Source organism: Nostoc sp. TCL240-02 (assembly GCF_013343235.1).
Lineage (GTDB): Bacteria > Cyanobacteriota > Cyanobacteriia > Cyanobacteriales > Nostocaceae > Nostoc.
In genome coordinates, this window is the sequence record NZ_CP040094.1 from 5,759,346 (window position 1) to 5,774,773 (window position 15,428).

13 protein-coding genes are annotated in these 15,428 nt (G+C 42.2%); 4 read left to right on the forward strand and 9 right to left on the reverse strand.

Annotation, left to right across the window (positions count from 1 at the left end; genetic code table 11):
- The first annotated feature begins 218 nt into the window (after positions 1-218).
- On the forward strand, positions 219-1,436 hold the full coding sequence (locus FBB35_RS24410; protein WP_174711804.1) for an HhoA/HhoB/HtrA family serine endopeptidase: 1,218 nt from the start codon (positions 219-221) through the stop codon (positions 1,434-1,436).
- A 174-nt stretch (positions 1,437-1,610) separates the two neighbouring features.
- Here the strand turns inward: FBB35_RS24410 and FBB35_RS24415 are convergent, their stop codons facing one another.
- The 6 genes from FBB35_RS24415 to FBB35_RS24440 form a co-directional block, all read right to left on the reverse strand.
- A complete protein-coding gene (locus FBB35_RS24415; RefSeq protein ID WP_174711805.1) occupies positions 1,611-2,513 on the reverse strand; it encodes an MBL fold metallo-hydrolase in 903 nt (300 codons plus the stop codon).
- Between the two features lie 11 nt (positions 2,514-2,524).
- Positions 2,525-2,908: an aspartate 1-decarboxylase gene (gene panD / locus FBB35_RS24420; RefSeq protein ID WP_012409102.1), complete on the reverse strand. Its 384-nt coding sequence runs from the start codon at positions 2,906-2,908 to the stop codon at positions 2,525-2,527.
- A 113-nt stretch (positions 2,909-3,021) separates the two neighbouring features.
- Positions 3,022-3,534, reverse strand: coding sequence for an inorganic diphosphatase (locus tag FBB35_RS24425; RefSeq protein ID WP_114084032.1), 513 nt, complete (start codon positions 3,532-3,534; stop codon positions 3,022-3,024).
- A gap of 376 nt (positions 3,535-3,910) precedes the next feature.
- Complete coding sequence (locus FBB35_RS24430; protein ID WP_114084033.1) at positions 3,911-4,099, reverse strand: hypothetical protein; 189 nt, start codon at positions 4,097-4,099, stop codon at positions 3,911-3,913.
- 889 nt (positions 4,100-4,988) lie between these two features.
- Positions 4,989-5,960 (reverse strand): DUF362 domain-containing protein, encoded by a 972-nt coding sequence (locus FBB35_RS24435; RefSeq protein WP_174711806.1) that lies wholly within the window; start codon positions 5,958-5,960, stop codon positions 4,989-4,991.
- A gap of 110 nt (positions 5,961-6,070) precedes the next feature.
- Positions 6,071-7,492, reverse strand: a complete 1,422-nt coding sequence (locus FBB35_RS24440; protein ID WP_174711807.1) for an aspartate ammonia-lyase — start codon at positions 7,490-7,492, stop codon at positions 6,071-6,073.
- Positions 7,493-7,636: 144 nt separating this feature from the next.
- Here FBB35_RS24440 and pgsA point away from each other — a divergent pair, with 144 nt between their 5' ends.
- Both pgsA and FBB35_RS24450 read left to right on the forward strand, forming a co-directional pair.
- The gene (gene pgsA / locus FBB35_RS24445; protein ID WP_174711808.1) at positions 7,637-8,179 is read left to right on the forward strand and encodes a CDP-diacylglycerol--glycerol-3-phosphate 3-phosphatidyltransferase; all 543 of its coding nucleotides are present in this window, start codon (positions 7,637-7,639) and stop codon (positions 8,177-8,179) included.
- A 134-nt stretch (positions 8,180-8,313) separates the two neighbouring features.
- Entirely contained in the window at positions 8,314-9,231 is a 918-nt protein-coding gene (locus tag FBB35_RS24450) for an LD-carboxypeptidase (protein ID WP_174711809.1), read from the forward strand.
- Between the two features lie 45 nt (positions 9,232-9,276).
- On the opposite strand, the gene FBB35_RS24455 is transcribed toward FBB35_RS24450, so the two are convergent.
- The 3 genes from FBB35_RS24455 to petH all read right to left on the reverse strand — a co-directional run bounded on the left by FBB35_RS24455 (position 9,277) and on the right by petH (position 13,031).
- The gene (locus FBB35_RS24455; RefSeq protein ID WP_174711810.1) at positions 9,277-9,987 is read right to left on the reverse strand and encodes a class I SAM-dependent methyltransferase; all 711 of its coding nucleotides are present in this window, start codon (positions 9,985-9,987) and stop codon (positions 9,277-9,279) included.
- Positions 9,988-10,160: 173 nt separating this feature from the next.
- Entirely contained in the window at positions 10,161-11,447 is a 1,287-nt protein-coding gene (locus FBB35_RS24460; protein WP_174713755.1) for a homoserine dehydrogenase, read from the reverse strand.
- A 270-nt stretch (positions 11,448-11,717) separates the two neighbouring features.
- Positions 11,718-13,031: a ferredoxin--NADP reductase gene (gene petH / locus FBB35_RS24465; RefSeq protein WP_174713756.1), complete on the reverse strand. Its 1,314-nt coding sequence runs from the start codon at positions 13,029-13,031 to the stop codon at positions 11,718-11,720.
- A 1,331-nt stretch (positions 13,032-14,362) separates the two neighbouring features.
- On the opposite strand from petH, the gene FBB35_RS24470 reads away from it, so the two are divergent.
- Positions 14,363-15,367, forward strand: a complete 1,005-nt coding sequence (locus FBB35_RS24470) for a phosphoribulokinase (RefSeq protein WP_174711811.1) — start codon at positions 14,363-14,365, stop codon at positions 15,365-15,367.
- The last annotated feature ends 61 nt before the right edge of the window (positions 15,368-15,428 follow it).

Genomic DNA, 15,428 nt, shown 5'->3' on the forward strand with positions numbered 1-15,428 from the left:
AATCCAAAAGTTTTATTGATGGGTAAAAACCGAACTTGTAAAGGGTGAATGTCCATAATAGCTTTTGGGTTAAATTTTCCATTAACTTGATTATAGGTAACTCGTAAAATGCCCTAACCACAGTATTGGGAAGAGCAGGGGAAACCTGAAGTAAAAATAACTGTAAATAGATTTTTCACGACTAAGCAACAATTAAGCTTATAAATTAGATTGTGATTATGCGATTTCCCAAATTACCCAGATCCATACGTCAACTCAGTAGTTATGTTTTAGCGATCGCGCTTGGAGTTGTGCTAACGGTTAGTACATTGCAGGTTTTGCCCTCCCAAGCCGAACCCGCACCCCAAGTAAGAGATGGAGATACTTCACAACTGATTGCCCAACGACAATCACCAGCCACAGCTGCGATCGGTACTACTAGCTTTGTCACAGCAGCAGTGAATCGGGTTGGTTCAGCAGTTGTTCGCATTGATACTGAGCGAACAATTACTCGTCGCGTTGATCCATTTATGGAAGACCCATTTTTCCGTCGGTTTTTTGGTGACGGTTTCTCCCAACAAATGCCGCCTTCTGAGCAGTTACGCGGTTTAGGCTCAGGTTTCATTATTGACAAGAGCGGCTTAGTTATGACTAACGCTCATGTAGTCGATAAGGCTGATAAGGTAACAGTCCGACTCAAAGATGGTCGCACCTTTGAAGGAAAAGTTCAAGGTATTGATGAAGTTACAGATTTGGCAGTAGTCAAGATTAACGCTGGTAACGATTTACCAGTCGCACCCTTGGGTTCTTCCACTAATGTCCAAGTCGGAGATTGGGCGATCGCAGTTGGTAATCCTTTAGGATTTGATAACACCGTTACTTTGGGAATTGTCAGTACTCTCAAACGTTCCAGCGCCCAAGTTGGCATTAGCGACAAACGCTTAGACTTCATTCAAACCGATGCCGCCATTAACCCAGGTAACTCTGGCGGGCCGCTATTAAATGGCCAAGGTGAAGTGATTGGCATTAACACAGCGATTCGTCCCGACGCGATGGGTATTGGGTTTGCCATTCCTATTGATAAAGCGAAAGCGATCGCAGCGCAACTGCAACGTGATGGCAAAGTTGCTCACCCCTATTTAGGCGTGCAAATGCTAACTTTAACACCCGATCTGGCCAAGCAAAATAACACCGATCCCAACTCTCCTATTCAAATACCAGAAATTAATGGTGTTTTTGTCATGCGAGTAGTTCCCAATTCTCCAGCTGCATCTGCTGGTATCCGGCGCGGGGATGTAATTCTGCAAGTTGATGGTAAAGCTATTACCAGCGCTGAACAATTGCAGAACGTTGTGGAAGACAGTCGTCTTGGTCAAGTATTACAGGTGAAAGTGCAACGAGGTAATCAGACACAGCAGCTTTCAATCCGTACAGCCGAGTTGCAAAATGCTTCGTAGGAGAAATAGTTAAAAGGGCGGTTAGAAACCGCTTCTACACAAACAAAACCCACCTCCGTGGGTTTCAAACCCTTAATTTTTTCTTAGTCCGCGAAGGCGGACTTTACCTGTGTAGCAGCGAATTCCATTCGCTTAAAGCTGGGGTAAATTTCCATTTTGCCAATAGAGCCTAAATCACTTCCCAACAGCTAATACTAGACCTTCATGGGCTAATAATGCTTCAGGAAAGGCAGATTTAATATCGACTTGAACCCGATCAAGAAAATCATCATGGTCATCTGGGTGATGATGAGAAATAGCTAGCCGTTGCACACCAGCATTCAGAGCTGCATTCACCGCAGCTTGCCAGAGTAAATCAGCAGAGTCATGGTTGTGAGACGTAGGGGGAGTGTAAGTGGCATTGGCAATCAATAAATCAACGCCTTTAATAAACTCTAAAATCCGCTCTCGCTCCACTTGCTCGGCATTCTGGTGCAAATCTGTGACGTAGGCAACACTATAATCTTGCCAACTAACTCGGTAGCCAACTGAGCGCTGAGTTTGATTGATTAATGCGGTTGTAATGATTACATCATCTAGCTTTACATCACTGTCTGGAATGAGATTGTAAAACTGCAATTCCGACTGCATTACCTGTAAAGGATAAGGAAAGTGGGGCTGGAGCATCTGATCGTACAAACATTGTTTGATTGAGGCTCCATTTGAAGCAGCTGTGCCGTAAATATGAAAGCAATTTTCTCCAATAAATGCAGGAGCAAAAAAGGGAAACCCTTGAATCCGATTTGATTGACAGTTGGTAAAAAATAAATGGGCTTGTATTGGCTGTTGTAGTTCTTGCCAAGTTTTACCTAGTATGCGTAAGCCAGTACCGCCGTCAAAAATCAGGCGTTTTCCACCTACATATATTTCTACACAAGCAGTATTACCACCATAGCGGTTGGTGCTGGTGTCTGGGGTAGGAATCAAACCCCGTACACCCCAAAATTGCACAATAAACTCACCTGCTGGGCTACTTGGCAGGGTAGCAGACTTTTCAGGTATGTAGCTCTGGGAATCCGACAACTCAAAATTTGACATTTTCCTTCAAATTAGACCTTAACGAGCAGGTCATCGTAGCGCCGAACTTCCAACAGCCTGTTTTTTTCGTCCACAATGACTACTGTAGGAGAGTAATTTTTTAACTCTTCTGGAGTGAACTGCCCGTAAGTCATTATAATCAAGCGATCGCCAATAATGCCTAGACGTGCTGCACCCCCATTTAGCTCAATTACTCCTGAATGGGCTGGAGCCGGGATCGCATAAGTAATAAAACGCTGACCGTTGGCACTATTAACTACTTGCACTTGCTCATAAGGTAAGATCCCAGCTTTTTCCAAAAGGATTTCATCGATGCTGATACTACCCACGTAGTTGATATTCGCCCCCGTAAGGGTGCAATTATGAATTTTTGCCAAAAGGAGAGTACGCTGCATTTTGGTTTAGGATTTGGTGGCAGTTTCGTAACAAATGAAAGTTATTAAAGTGAGGAGTTAGGATTGAGGAATAAAAATTTATAACTCTTAACTCCTAACTCCTAACTCTTCTATTATCCTCTATAAGCTTTGACGGATTTTTCTACTAAAGCTGCAACCTTGTCCACATCTTGCCAACCGAGAATTTCAGTCACCTTTTTTTCCAAATTTTTATAACTACGGAAAAATTCGGCAATTTCGTCTAAGCGGTGTGGCGCTACGTCTTTCAGGGATTTTACCTGAGTGTAGCGGGGATCTTTGTCAGGAACACAAAGGATTTTTTCATCGCGATCGCCACCATCAATCATCTCCAAGAAGCCAATTGGTCGCGCTGCAATAATACAGCCAGGAAAGGTTGGCTCGTCAATTATGACCATACCATCTAAGGGATCGCCATCTTCAGCTAAAGTATTGGGTACAAAGCCGTAGTCATAAGGATATTTTACCGAGGAATAAAGTACTCGGTCTAGAGCAAAAGCTTCTAGTTCCTTGTCGTATTCGTATTTATTTTTACTTCCGCCAGTAATTTCAATCAGAACGTTGATTAAACCGGGTTTCGGTTGGGCAGGAATACGAGATAAATCCACAAAAAAGTCCTCTGATAACAGTGAATCATGGGGGCACTCAGTCAGCTTCGCTCCCCGTGTAGAATTTTAGGGCAATATGGATCTCTGATGGGGAATTGGGAATTGGGAATTGGGAATTGGGAATGGGGAAGAGAATTGTTCAATAATTCTTCGTCTCCCTTGTCTCCTTGTCCTCCTCATCTCACCACTCCTCTGAAAAATGGAAAAAGCGTTGCGAAGTAACTTCGCAACGCTTTTTCCAAGAGGGTATTATTTTCTCCCGCCCTTGATTGCTGTTGTAGGGATTTCTGCCCCTACTCTGTCAAGACACCTGAAACCTGGAGTCACACTATACAAATTCAGGTTATTCCTGATGAAATGCTACTGGAAAATTTTATCAATCTTTACTTCCTTGTAGATTTTGGATCAGGGGTTGCTGGTTATTTTGAACATTAGTTGAAGAATAGTGTGCGATGACAAATACGGGTAGGGTAAGAGTCAATAGAGCGATCGCAGTTCCCACAATGTCTGCCAAACGTTGGGAATATGTGTCGGTAGAATTGGCAGACTGGCTATTTGAATTCATACAAAGTTGAAGTTATTCGTAACACTGTGATAGGTTTACTCTCTGATTGAGAGTCTTAATGCTATGTTAGCTATTTTTAAACTGTAAAATGTGTAGCATCCTACAATCTAAACCAGTTATACAACTGTCATAATAGCCTTTTTATACATGGACTTCTTAATACAAAGTTACAACTAAACAAATCATGTTTTATTTTGTAATTAATATTTTCAGATGTTTCCCTGTATGGTGTAATGGTTTGCATACGCAAAGCCAACTTTGACAGCATCATAAATTACATTTTTTCGCTGCTTAAAGATTAATTAGCAAAACATATTTGTCTGATACTTCATGATTATAACATCATAAAACGCCTTTGATAAGGTCATTTTACTGGAATTGTTAATTTGTGATACAGGACACAAAACCGCGAAAGCACTGAATATCTATTAATGGTTTCGATTGTTATCCGGTAGTTATACACACAAATATTTGACACCAAAGAAGGAATAATAGGAATGTTTTTTATAACCAATCATAATTACCGAAGAAATACAGATACATTAACTGTGTTAGGCCGCATAAATTCAGTGATAACACTAAACAAATATTTCAGAATTTAAATTTTCAAATCTGTGTAATATCACTGCATTTTTGTCAATCTATATATAGGTAGAGTAAATAATATTTTAGAAGCAGGCGTATCAGCTAAAAAAACCGCCACTAAATATAATAGGGCGGTCTGGTTAAGCAATCGGAGGGTAATTACAGATTACTCTGCTAATAATTGAAATTGCTGTAACGAAGTTTGCACTAAGTTTGGGATTGGGGATTGGGGATTGGGGACTGGGGACTGGGGACTGGGAAAAAGAGAATAATCATGTCCAATTCCCAATCCCAAACTTAGTCTCTAGTTCTTTCCGTAAACACTAATTGGTTCTTTGATAAATCGGGTGTAAAGATGCTTAAAGGTAGACTTAATTACGCGAGGCATACCAAAATCAATGGGCATCAACTTGTCTGGTAGCCGCCAATCTTCTATTTTTAATAAGTCAGGATTTAAATGTGGAAACTCGATAGCAGCAAGTTCTGGACAAACTCCTAGCCTTTGAGAAGCTGCAACTGTAGGTACTCGTTCAGGAGGAACATTGAGAATTTCTACCATTGCCCGATCTAAGGCAAATATATCTGATGCGGCTGCTAAAATTCCTAGTTGGCGAGGTTCACCATTACTAGGGCCATTTCCTTCATGACCGATGATGCCATCTAATATGGTTAAGTTAGGGTTAATAGCCCTAGCAGTTTCTACTAACATTTCACCAAATCTATTCGCATCTTTTCCGGCTTCCATGTGCCACCAAGCTTTCATTTTGCCAGGGACACAACCAAACAAGTTTTTTACGCCCAGTGTCAATGTCAACTGGGCATGGGATTTAACTTTAGGTAGATTAATTACTACATCTGCTTCCATTGCTTCTTTAGACAGTCGCAGATGGTTAAAGTTATCACTAATTGTTTGGTAACGCTGACCTTGAAAATCAATGATGGGAAGATTCAGTTCTTCTAAAATAGGCAGATAGCCATTTGCTATTGCTACGCCCTTGGCACTACCAAAAGCAGGACTATCACCCAAAAAGGGCTTACCGCCAACTTCAATTACCATTTGGGCAACTTCGTAAACTAGTTCGGCACGGGTGATACACTCTTTACCAGGACGCGACCCTGTAAGTAGATTGGGTTTGAGTAAAACGCGATCGCCTTTTTTAACAAATGCTGCTATTCCTCCAAAAGGTTCTAGGAGAATTACTAAGGATTCTCGTAAAGCCTCTCGTTCATAAGATGTAGCCCGAATGAGACTAACAGATGGTTTTTGAGTCTGCATAGATTGGGAATGGGGAATGGACAATGGGGAAGAAGCAAGGGAGCAGGGAACAGGGGGAGAAGAACTATTAATTATTGTCCAATGCCCAATTCCCAATTCCCCATAATCTATTATTCTGTTTTGAGCGGTAAGATACCACTCATTTGTTCTAGATTTAACACTGTGGCTAAGTCTGTTTCACTCATTAATCCCCGTTCTAGAACAATTTGCCGCAGGGATTTACCAGTTTCTAAAGATTCTTTGGCGACAGCAGCAGCGTTTAAGTAACCGATGTGGGTATTTAGTGCGGTTACTAAAGCTAAACTGCCTTCGGCATAAGCTAAACAACGTTCTTGATTTGCAGTAATTCCCTCGATGCACCGTTCGGTGAGTGCAGCGATGGTATTACCCAGAATTTCGATGCTGTGAATTAAGTTATAAGCAATCAGTGGCATCATCACATTTAATTCTAATTGTCCAGCTTGTGCGGCTAATGCGATCGCACTGTCGTAGCCCATCACTTGAAAACACACCATTGATGTCATCTCTGCCATAACTGGATTATATTTCCCTGGCATAATCGAAGAACCAGGTTGCACTGGAGGCAGTTGAATTTCTTTCAAGCCTGTTTTTGGTCCCGAATCCATCAGCCGCAAATCGTGAGAGATTTTGACTAAATCTTGCGCTAAGTTGCGTAAAGCACCGGAAACGTTTACAAATGGGGCCATACTCTGCATCGCTGCCATGAGATGCGGTGCAGGTTCTAAAGGAGTATCAATCAATTCTGAAAGAACTTCTACTACACGGGCGCGATAAAGAGGATGAGTATTTAACCCCGTTCCGGCTGCACTACCTCCCAAACCCAGCACCATTAAATCACCAGAGGCGGTGTAAATTCGGTTTTGATGTTCTGTAAGAATGTGCGCCCAAGCCCGAAAATTCTCACCCAAACGCACTGGTACTGCGTCTTGTAAGTGGGTTCTGCCAGATTTGACGATATCTTGAAATTCTACAGCTTTGTTTTCTAAGGATGCGATCGCACTATCTATTGCTGGGTGTAATGTCTTGGATAATGCCAATAATCCACCAATCCGAATTGCAGTAGGAATCACATCATTGGTAGACTGTCCATAATTAACGTGGTCATTGGGACTAACACGTTTATAATTGCCCTTTTCTTCACCAAGAATTTCTAAGGCGCGATTTGCCAGAACTTCGTTGACATTCATGTGATGAGATGTTCCAGCACCAGCCTGATAAACATCCACGACAAACTGATCCCGGAACTTCCCAGCCAGGATTTCATCAGTTGCTTGGACAATCGCCTGACTAATATCTTGGGGAATGCAATTCAGTTCTCCATTCACAATTGCTGTAGCTTTTTTAATTATTAATCCAGCATCTACGTAAGTAGCTAAAGGCTTAATACCGCTAATGGGAAAGTTTTCGATTGCCCGCAGTGTTTGAATTCCGTAATAAACGCTACTAGCAATTTGGCGATCGCCCATCGAATCGCGTTCGATACGGAATTGAGAGTCTGTGTGTTCAGTCATAGTATTGTTTTAAGAGAGCTACAGAAAACAGATTTTCCCATGCAGGCACACTCAGATACACTAATCTGCATAGATTTTGCATATTTGCTTGACTGCTTGTTGCTTTACAGTTGTTAATTTTGAAGTTTGATTTTTGAATTCCCTATGACCATACCCAACTGGATTACCTTCTCTCGCCTATTGGGGATACCATTTCTGCTTTATGGTTTATATAATCCCACACCTCAAGCTCAGTGGATATGTTTGGCGATTTTTCTCGTTGCTGCATTGACAGATTGGTTAGACGGCTATTTGGCGCGGAAACTCAACCAAATTAGCGAGTTGGGTAAGTTTCTCGATCCCTTAGTGGATAAACTTCTGGTACTTGCGCCGTTGCTGGTTTTTATTGAATTAGGAAAAGTGCCAGCTTGGGGAGTGTTTTTGATTTTAGCGCGAGAATTAGCGATCGCTGGTTGGCGGGTAAATCAAACGACGATTACCGGGGCGAATATTTGGGGTAAACTCAAAACTGTTAGTCAAATATTAGCGATCGCACTTTTGATTGCGCCTCTGGGTGAAGTGTGGCGAACTCCCTCTTTGCTTGCCTTTTGGATTTCTGTCGCCCTGACTTTAATCTCTGGAGGTATTTATCTTCTACCGCAAAATCCAGCTAAGGAAAATCCAGGGTTAGATACAAAGCGGACCTAAGATAAAACCAGTGTGGCCATCGCTTTCAAAAATGATTCAATAAAATTTGATCGGAGTTCTAAGGTATAGTCTTTATTCTTAACTCCTTGTACAGACGCGATGAATCGCGTCTCTCCTCACCCCTAACTTTTTCCATGCCATCCAAAATCTTACCACCGCCTCTAAAACCTGGAGACTTACTAAGAGTAATTGCCCCTAGTGGTGCTTTGCGAGAATTTGAGGCATTTGAACGGGGTTTAGAAATTTGGCGATCGCGTGGTTATCGCATAGAAATCAGTCCTCAGATAGATGACAAATGGGGCTATCTAGCAGGTACAGACGAAACCCGCCGTCACCAACTAGCAACAGCATGGCAAGATCCTGATTGTCGCGGTATTCTCTGTTCTAGAGGTGGTTTTGGCAGCACTCGCATCTTAGAAGATTGGAATTGGCAACAAAATTCAGCCTTTCCTAAGTGGTTAATTGGCTTTTCTGATATCACAGCTTTATTGTGGAGCCTTTATATAGCAGGAATTTCCGGCGTTCATGCTCCCGTACTGACGACTTTGGCAGATGAGCCAGATTGGTCAGTTGAGCGATTATTTGATTCGGTAGAAGGTCGTCCTCTCGCGCCTCTCAAAGGTTGCGGGTGGGGTGGTGGCGTGGTGACTGGTACTTTGTTACCAGGTAATCTCACGGTGGCTACTAACCTTTTAGCTACACCAATCCTGCCACATCTGGATGGTGTAATTCTGGCGTTAGAAGATGTCACAGAAGCACCCTATCGCATCGATAGGATGCTGACACAATGGCGTTTGAGCGGTGCTTTGTCTCAAGTCTGCGGTATTGCTTTAGGGGGTTTTACTCGCTGTGAAGCGCCGCCAACTGTGTCTAGCTTTAGTGTAGAAGAAGTGTTGCGCGATCGCTTGGGTGATTTAGGTATTCCGATTGTCTCTGACTTACCTTTTGGTCACGATAGTCCCAATGCCGCGTTACCAGTGGGTGTAGAGGTAACTTTAGATGCGGATGCGGGAATATTAGCGATGCCTACGGCGGCAAGCTACACGCCATAGTTTACCGCAAATATTCCATCATCTAGATTAGCCTCAAAGATTAATTTACTTCTCTATTACAACTAAATAATCTCGATCCAAATAAAAGTTTTTTCCATTTGGACTGGACTCTTTAATTACTGTCATTTGTGCCTTTTCTATTAACCACTTAATTGCTTCTGGTGAAGTGGGCTGATACAATACCTCATCATTATCGTATGCAGCAAACCTTGCCCAACCATTTGGTGTAGTTATATTAGTGGTATGAATAAAAGCTTTTCCACCTGACTTGAGAGTTGCATAAATACCGTTTAAGTATTTCCAAATTGTTTGTAAATCTAAATGTACAAATACATCGAATGAATATACAAAATCAAATTTTTCGCTAAACTCAGGTTCAAATTGAGAATTTTTTATTAAATGAAACTCTATTTGAGGATATTCCATAAGCGCTGCTTCAGCATTATCTAGCATTTCTTGTGCTATGTCGAAACAGTATAATTTTTTGACGTTTTTAACTACTTTTGCGGCAATCCTACCACCACCAACACCTATTTCTGCAACTGTACTGTCTTGAGAAATAAACGGTGTAATATACTCACTCACAATATTGACTGCATCTTCTACTGTCGCCCATTCATCACCTAAATAATTGACGTAATTATCTCTTTCATCATCTGTAATTTTTTGATTACCTAGAATAACTTGAGATTTATCCCATGTTTTGGCATAATTGTTCCAGAATTCTTTATTAATTTCAACATTGGATGGCTGCATTGGTAAATCCTGTTAGTTGTAGCGGTAATATCTAAAGTCATAGGTCTAACCTCACGCATGAGTGAGGTTTGTTCTTGATTTTAGCAAGCACAGACGTAAAAAAAGAGCTAAAAAAATTACGTATTCTAGCTTATGGAAACCCCTGAAAGCGATCGCTCGCTAAAATATTAATCTCAAAGTACACGCAGTAAGCTGGGAATGCTTTCAATCGCTGACAAATCCCGGATTTCTGCCAAAGCTTGCCTAAAATTGCCTTCTGGCACATCATGGGTAACAACCACAATTTCTGCTAGTTCCCCTTGAAAGCCAGTTTGGACAATTGACTCTAAGCTAACGCCATAGTTACCAAAGCAAGTCCCCAATTTGCCGATAACTCCCGGTTGGTCATTGGTAAGGAAACGGGCATAAAACCGAGTTATCAATTCTACCATCGGCGCAATTTCGCAGTATTCCTGATGCCGACAAGTTAATAATGGATTTGCAACTGCTGTATTGGTTTTGAGGACAGCAACTAAATTCAAAATATCTGATGTCACAGCACTGGCGGTTGCACCAGCACCAGCACCGGGGCCAAAAAACATTACTTGCCCGATGGGTTCTCCTTCGACAAGAATGGCATTGTAAACGCCGTTGATGCTAGCCAAAGGGTGAGCTTGGGGCACTAAAGTCGGATGAACTCTGACGGAAAGTGGTGATGAGGGAGTATCACGTTTAGCGATCGCTAACAATTTAATCACAAATCCCAATTTTTCGGCGTAGGCAATATCTGTTTTGCTCACTTGCCGAATGCCTTCGGTATAAACATCTTGTAGGTTTATGCGTCCACCAAAGCTTAATGATGCAAGGATGGCAATTTTATCTGCTGCGTCTAAGCCATCAACATCGGCTGTAGGGTCAGCCTCAGCATAACCCAAACGTTGGGCATCAGCTAAGACATCGCTGAAGTTGCTGCCTTCTGTTTGCATCCGCGTCAGGATGTAGTTAGTTGTACCGTTCACAATGCCTGTGACAGTGTGAATGCGGTTAACACTCAAAGACTGCTTTAGGGGTTGAATCACCGGAATCCCGCCACCCACAGCAGCTTCTAGCATGACGTATACGCCAGCTTGATTAGCAGTTGTGAAAATTTCTGCCCCAAAGCGGGCGATCGCTGCTTTGTTGGCGGTGACTACGTGCTTACCATTACTCAAAGCTTTCAGAATTAGCGATCGCGCCGGCTCCAGTCCGCCCATCACCTCGACAACTATATCTACCGCTGGATCGTTGACAATGGATTCTAAATCTGTGGTTAAGACTTCTGTAGATAATTCTACTGCCCGAGGTTTATCGAGCGATCGTACTCCCACCCGATAGATTTCTATCTCTTGTAACAACGGGTGCCGTCCAGCCTTATCTTGCAACAACTGCACTGTCCCCGTTCCCACGGTGCCTAATCCGAGTATTCCTAGTTTCACACCCACAATTTCTGCACCCAATTTCACAAATAACAATTGTAGGTAGAGCGTTTGCCCTACCTACTGATTATCCTGCTTCTTTTGTCATTTGTCCTTCGCCCTTCGTCAAAAACTAATGACTAATGACCAATGACCCTTCGGGTAACGCTCCTGCGTCGCTACCGCTTTGCTAACGCCAGTTACTTATGGGGGAAACCCCCTTCTCTACGAGACGCTTTGCGAAGGCGCTAGCCTCTCCCTTTGGCAGAAGACCACACTGGCTCACCAATGACTAAATTAGTAAGTTTCTACGTGCCAGCGACCGGCTTTCTTGAGTTGCTTCTGGTAATCACTCCAGGTTACGCCTTCCTTAGCAGCAGCAGCAGTTAAGGCTGCATCAATACCTTCTTCCATACCGCGCAAACCGCAGATGTAGGTGTGAGTTTTTTCATTTTTAATCAATTGCCACAATTCATCAGCATGTTCTGCTACGCGGTCTTGAATGTACATTCTACCGCCTTGGGGATTTTTCTGTTCGCGGCTAATGGCAGCAGTTAGGCGGAAGTTATCAGGATATTTTTGTTGAATTTCTTCCAGTTCTTCCTTATATAAAAGGTTTGGAGTTGTTGGTACGCCAAATATCAGCCAAGAGAATCCTTTAAATTGGTATTCTGGGTTAGCGGCTCTTTCCGCATCTTTAAACTGCCGCCACAGATAAGCCCGCATCGGAGCAATACCTGTTCCAGTTGCCATCATGATGACATTAGCTTCAGGGTCTTGGGGTAACAACATTTCCTTACCCACCGGCCCGGTAATTTTTACCTCTTCGCCTGGCTTGAGGAAACACAGGTGTGTAGAGCAAACACCGTAGACTGTTTCGCTAGTTTCTGGGTGTTTGTATTCTAACTGACGGACACAGAGTGATACCGTCTTATCATCTACATCATCGCCATGACGAGTTGAGGCGATGGAATACAGTCTCAGTTTTTCAGGCTTGCCGTTTTTGTCTAAACCTGGTGGAATAATCCCAATACTTTGACCTTCTATATACTTCAAATCCCCACCAGATAGGTCAAATTTAAGGTGTTGAACAATACCAATACCACCTTCTTTGACTAGCGGTTCATTAGATATTACCTTGCCAATAAACGGAGCATTGGGACGGTAAGTGTTAACAGGAACGTCACCGTGGTCTTTTTTGGCTTTCGCTTGAGTCATGGTGTTGCCTTTCTTGTCCTTGTTCTGTTCTTCAGCACTATGAGCATTTACAGGTGTGGCTTTACCATTCCCTTCAGTGTTAGCAGTTTCCCCAGATTTAGCTAACTCGCTGACAACGCTTGTAGCATTCCCAAATGAGGCTTTACCATTAACTGGCTCTAGAGCAGTTACAGGCTGGATGCTAACAATTGTGCCGCCTAGACGAGTGATACGTCGCATTTCTTGATTCATGCGGTTGTAAGGCACTCTGATGAACACACTGCCACTTTTCCGAATTGGGTAGTTAGTTTGATCAGTTTCTTCGCTCTGACGCAAACCCACTACTTCATAAACGAAGATGCAGCTACCTAATTCTATGTTGGCAGCACCCTCAACAGCACCTTGATTGTACATTCGTTCTACCACTCCGATAATTTACTTAACCGTTTTTCAAAAAAAACTATTCCTATCCCATGCCAGCTTTAGTTTACCGGATTTTCGTTTCACAAAACTGGCTCTCAAGGAAAAACGGCATCATTAAATTAATGCCTTGCTAAGTACACTCACCAAAGACATGCAGGCATAGCAAAAAACACACCTGTTCACCTTCTAAGGTAAATGATAAGTCTTGTGGAGAATGTTAATAATGAGTCAATTTAATCTTTTTTTTGTTAACTACCACCCGCATCAGCGAGATAGTTTTTTACTTGACTACCCAATGAGTAACTCATAATAGCAGATATTGATAGGATAACTAGTTTGATTGCTGGAAGCTACCACTCAGTTGACTTCCAAAATTTGCCGTTGTGTTTACTTACTTCGAGAACTTAAATCGGGGAATACCAATAACGAAAAATTTCCTTTCCATTGGTTTTGTTTCACCAAATTTACTGCTCTCTCGAAATGTTGTTAGCTATATTTTATGACCTGTCTAGAGTATAGTTACATGATTATTACAAGTTTAACTACAAACATAGCAATAGAGAGAACCGTGATTTAAGCAACTATAATCAGTTTCACTTGATGTGAAAAATCTGTCAACCTCTATTCAGTAAGCTAATCGTCATTTAAATTGCATCATTTTCATGGTAATAAAAGCTGCAAACCCTCTCCCTTGCTCCCTGCCCCCTGCCCCTGCGATCTCAATGTGCAATCTTATTTGCTTAACAGCTTACTTTGCCATAACCCAAACGCTTGTATTTGACCATATACATAAATTTACAGCCAATAATTTGACTAATGCAAGTTGTTGGCTCATTCGTTGGGTAGATTTTTGCTTTGAATATCTTAAGGATTGTCGAGTAAGAATTACAATTTAATAACATAAGCAAATTCGCGGCAATAATAAATTATACCTTATAGTCTTAATTATATAGAGTCACAAGTAGCAGTCTAATAAAGTTGCAATGCTGATGGACGGTACTGATCCCCGTTTTTAAATTAACAACTAAATTACCTAAAAATGATTCATGAACCACGCTAATTCTTCTTGACAGTAATCTTGTATGGGATACCCCCTTCTGTTAAAATCAAATATACCACTAGGATTAAATACTTACCGGCACCAACATTCAGGCTAGTCCGACGAGTAGCAACTTAATTACTTTGTTGCCTACCCGCTTGGTGTCTTATAGATGTGCTAGGTAGCAAGAACGCAGGATAAACCAAAATGGGGTAAACTCCTAGCTTCAGAATCTGCTGTGTGAAAAAATATTGACACAATTTTACTATTTTAGAGGAGATTTATGACAAGTAAGCCGGAACGCGTGGTACTGATTGGAGTAGCCGGAGACTCTGGGTGCGGGAAATCTACGTTTTTGCGTCGTTTGATAGATTTGTTTGGTGAAGATTTAATGACAGTCATCTGCTTAGATGATTATCACTCCTTGGATCGCAAACAGCGTAAAGAAACTGGGATAACGGCACTAGACCCCAGAGCGAACAATTTTGACCTGATGTATGAGCAAATTAACGCACTCAAAAGTGGTCAAGCGATTGATAAGCCGATTTACAACCACGAAACTGGCTTGATTGACCCGCCAGAGCGGGTGGAGCCAAATCACATTATAGTTGTTGAAGGACTGCATCCTTTATATGATGAGCGGGTGCGATCGCTAATCGACTTTAGTGTTTATTTTGATATTAGCGATGAAGTCAAAATCGCCTGGAAAATCCAGCGAGATATGGCTGAACGCGGTCATCGCTACGAAGATGTCTTAGCGCAAATCAATTCCCGCAAACCTGACTTTGAAAAGTTTATCGAACCACAAAGAGAATTTGCTGATGTAGTTCTCCAAGTATTACCCACCAACTTGATCAAAAACGACACAGAGCGCCGAGTCCTACGAGTACGTATGCTCCAACGGGAAGGTAAGGAAGGCTTTGATCCAACCTACCTATTTGATGAAGGCTCAACAATTAATTGGACTCCCTGTGGACGCAAGCTGACCTGTTCTTATCCTGGTATGCAACTATACTACGGATCAGACGTTTACTACGGTCGCTATGTCTCAGTACTAGAGGTAGATGGTCAATTTGACAACTTGGAAGAAGTAATTTATATCGAAACCCATCTCAGCAATACATCCACCAAATACCAGGGTGAATTGACTCATTTATTACTTCAGCACCGTGAGTATCCAGGTTCTAACAATGGTACTGGTTTCTTCCAAGTACTTACAGGTTTAAAAATGCGTGCTGCTTATGAGCGTTTGACAGCTACGGAAGCAAAGCTAGCGGTTCAGGTTTAAAAGCAGCAGCACTTGTGTCAAAGTTTCTGGGGACGCTTCTGGGTGTCCCCCTTTTTTGTGT

What these genes read in the sequence shown, in the direction of transcription:
- FBB35_RS24410 (WP_174711804.1), top strand. Translation starts at nt 219, where the DNA reads ATGCGATTTCCCAAATTACCCAGATCCATACGTCAACTCAGTAGTTAT.
- FBB35_RS24415 (WP_174711805.1), bottom strand. Translation starts at nt 2,513, where the DNA reads ATGTCAAATTTTGAGTTGTCGGATTCCCAGAGCTACATACCTGAAAAG.
- FBB35_RS24440 (WP_174711807.1), bottom strand. Translation starts at nt 7,492, where the DNA reads ATGACTGAACACACAGACTCTCAATTCCGTATCGAACGCGATTCGATG.
- FBB35_RS24450 (WP_174711809.1), top strand. Translation starts at nt 8,314, where the DNA reads ATGCCATCCAAAATCTTACCACCGCCTCTAAAACCTGGAGACTTACTA.
- FBB35_RS24470 (WP_174711811.1), top strand. Translation starts at nt 14,363, where the DNA reads ATGACAAGTAAGCCGGAACGCGTGGTACTGATTGGAGTAGCCGGAGAC.
- FBB35_RS24430 (WP_114084033.1), bottom strand. Translation starts at nt 4,099, where the DNA reads ATGAATTCAAATAGCCAGTCTGCCAATTCTACCGACACATATTCCCAA.
- petH (WP_174713756.1), bottom strand. Translation starts at nt 13,031, where the DNA reads ATGTACAATCAAGGTGCTGTTGAGGGTGCTGCCAACATAGAATTAGGT.
- panD (WP_012409102.1), bottom strand. Translation starts at nt 2,908, where the DNA reads ATGCAGCGTACTCTCCTTTTGGCAAAAATTCATAATTGCACCCTTACG.
- FBB35_RS24455 (WP_174711810.1), bottom strand. Translation starts at nt 9,987, where the DNA reads ATGCAGCCATCCAATGTTGAAATTAATAAAGAATTCTGGAACAATTAT.
- FBB35_RS24435 (WP_174711806.1), bottom strand. Translation starts at nt 5,960, where the DNA reads ATGCAGACTCAAAAACCATCTGTTAGTCTCATTCGGGCTACATCTTAT.
- pgsA (WP_174711808.1), top strand. Translation starts at nt 7,637, where the DNA reads ATGACCATACCCAACTGGATTACCTTCTCTCGCCTATTGGGGATACCA.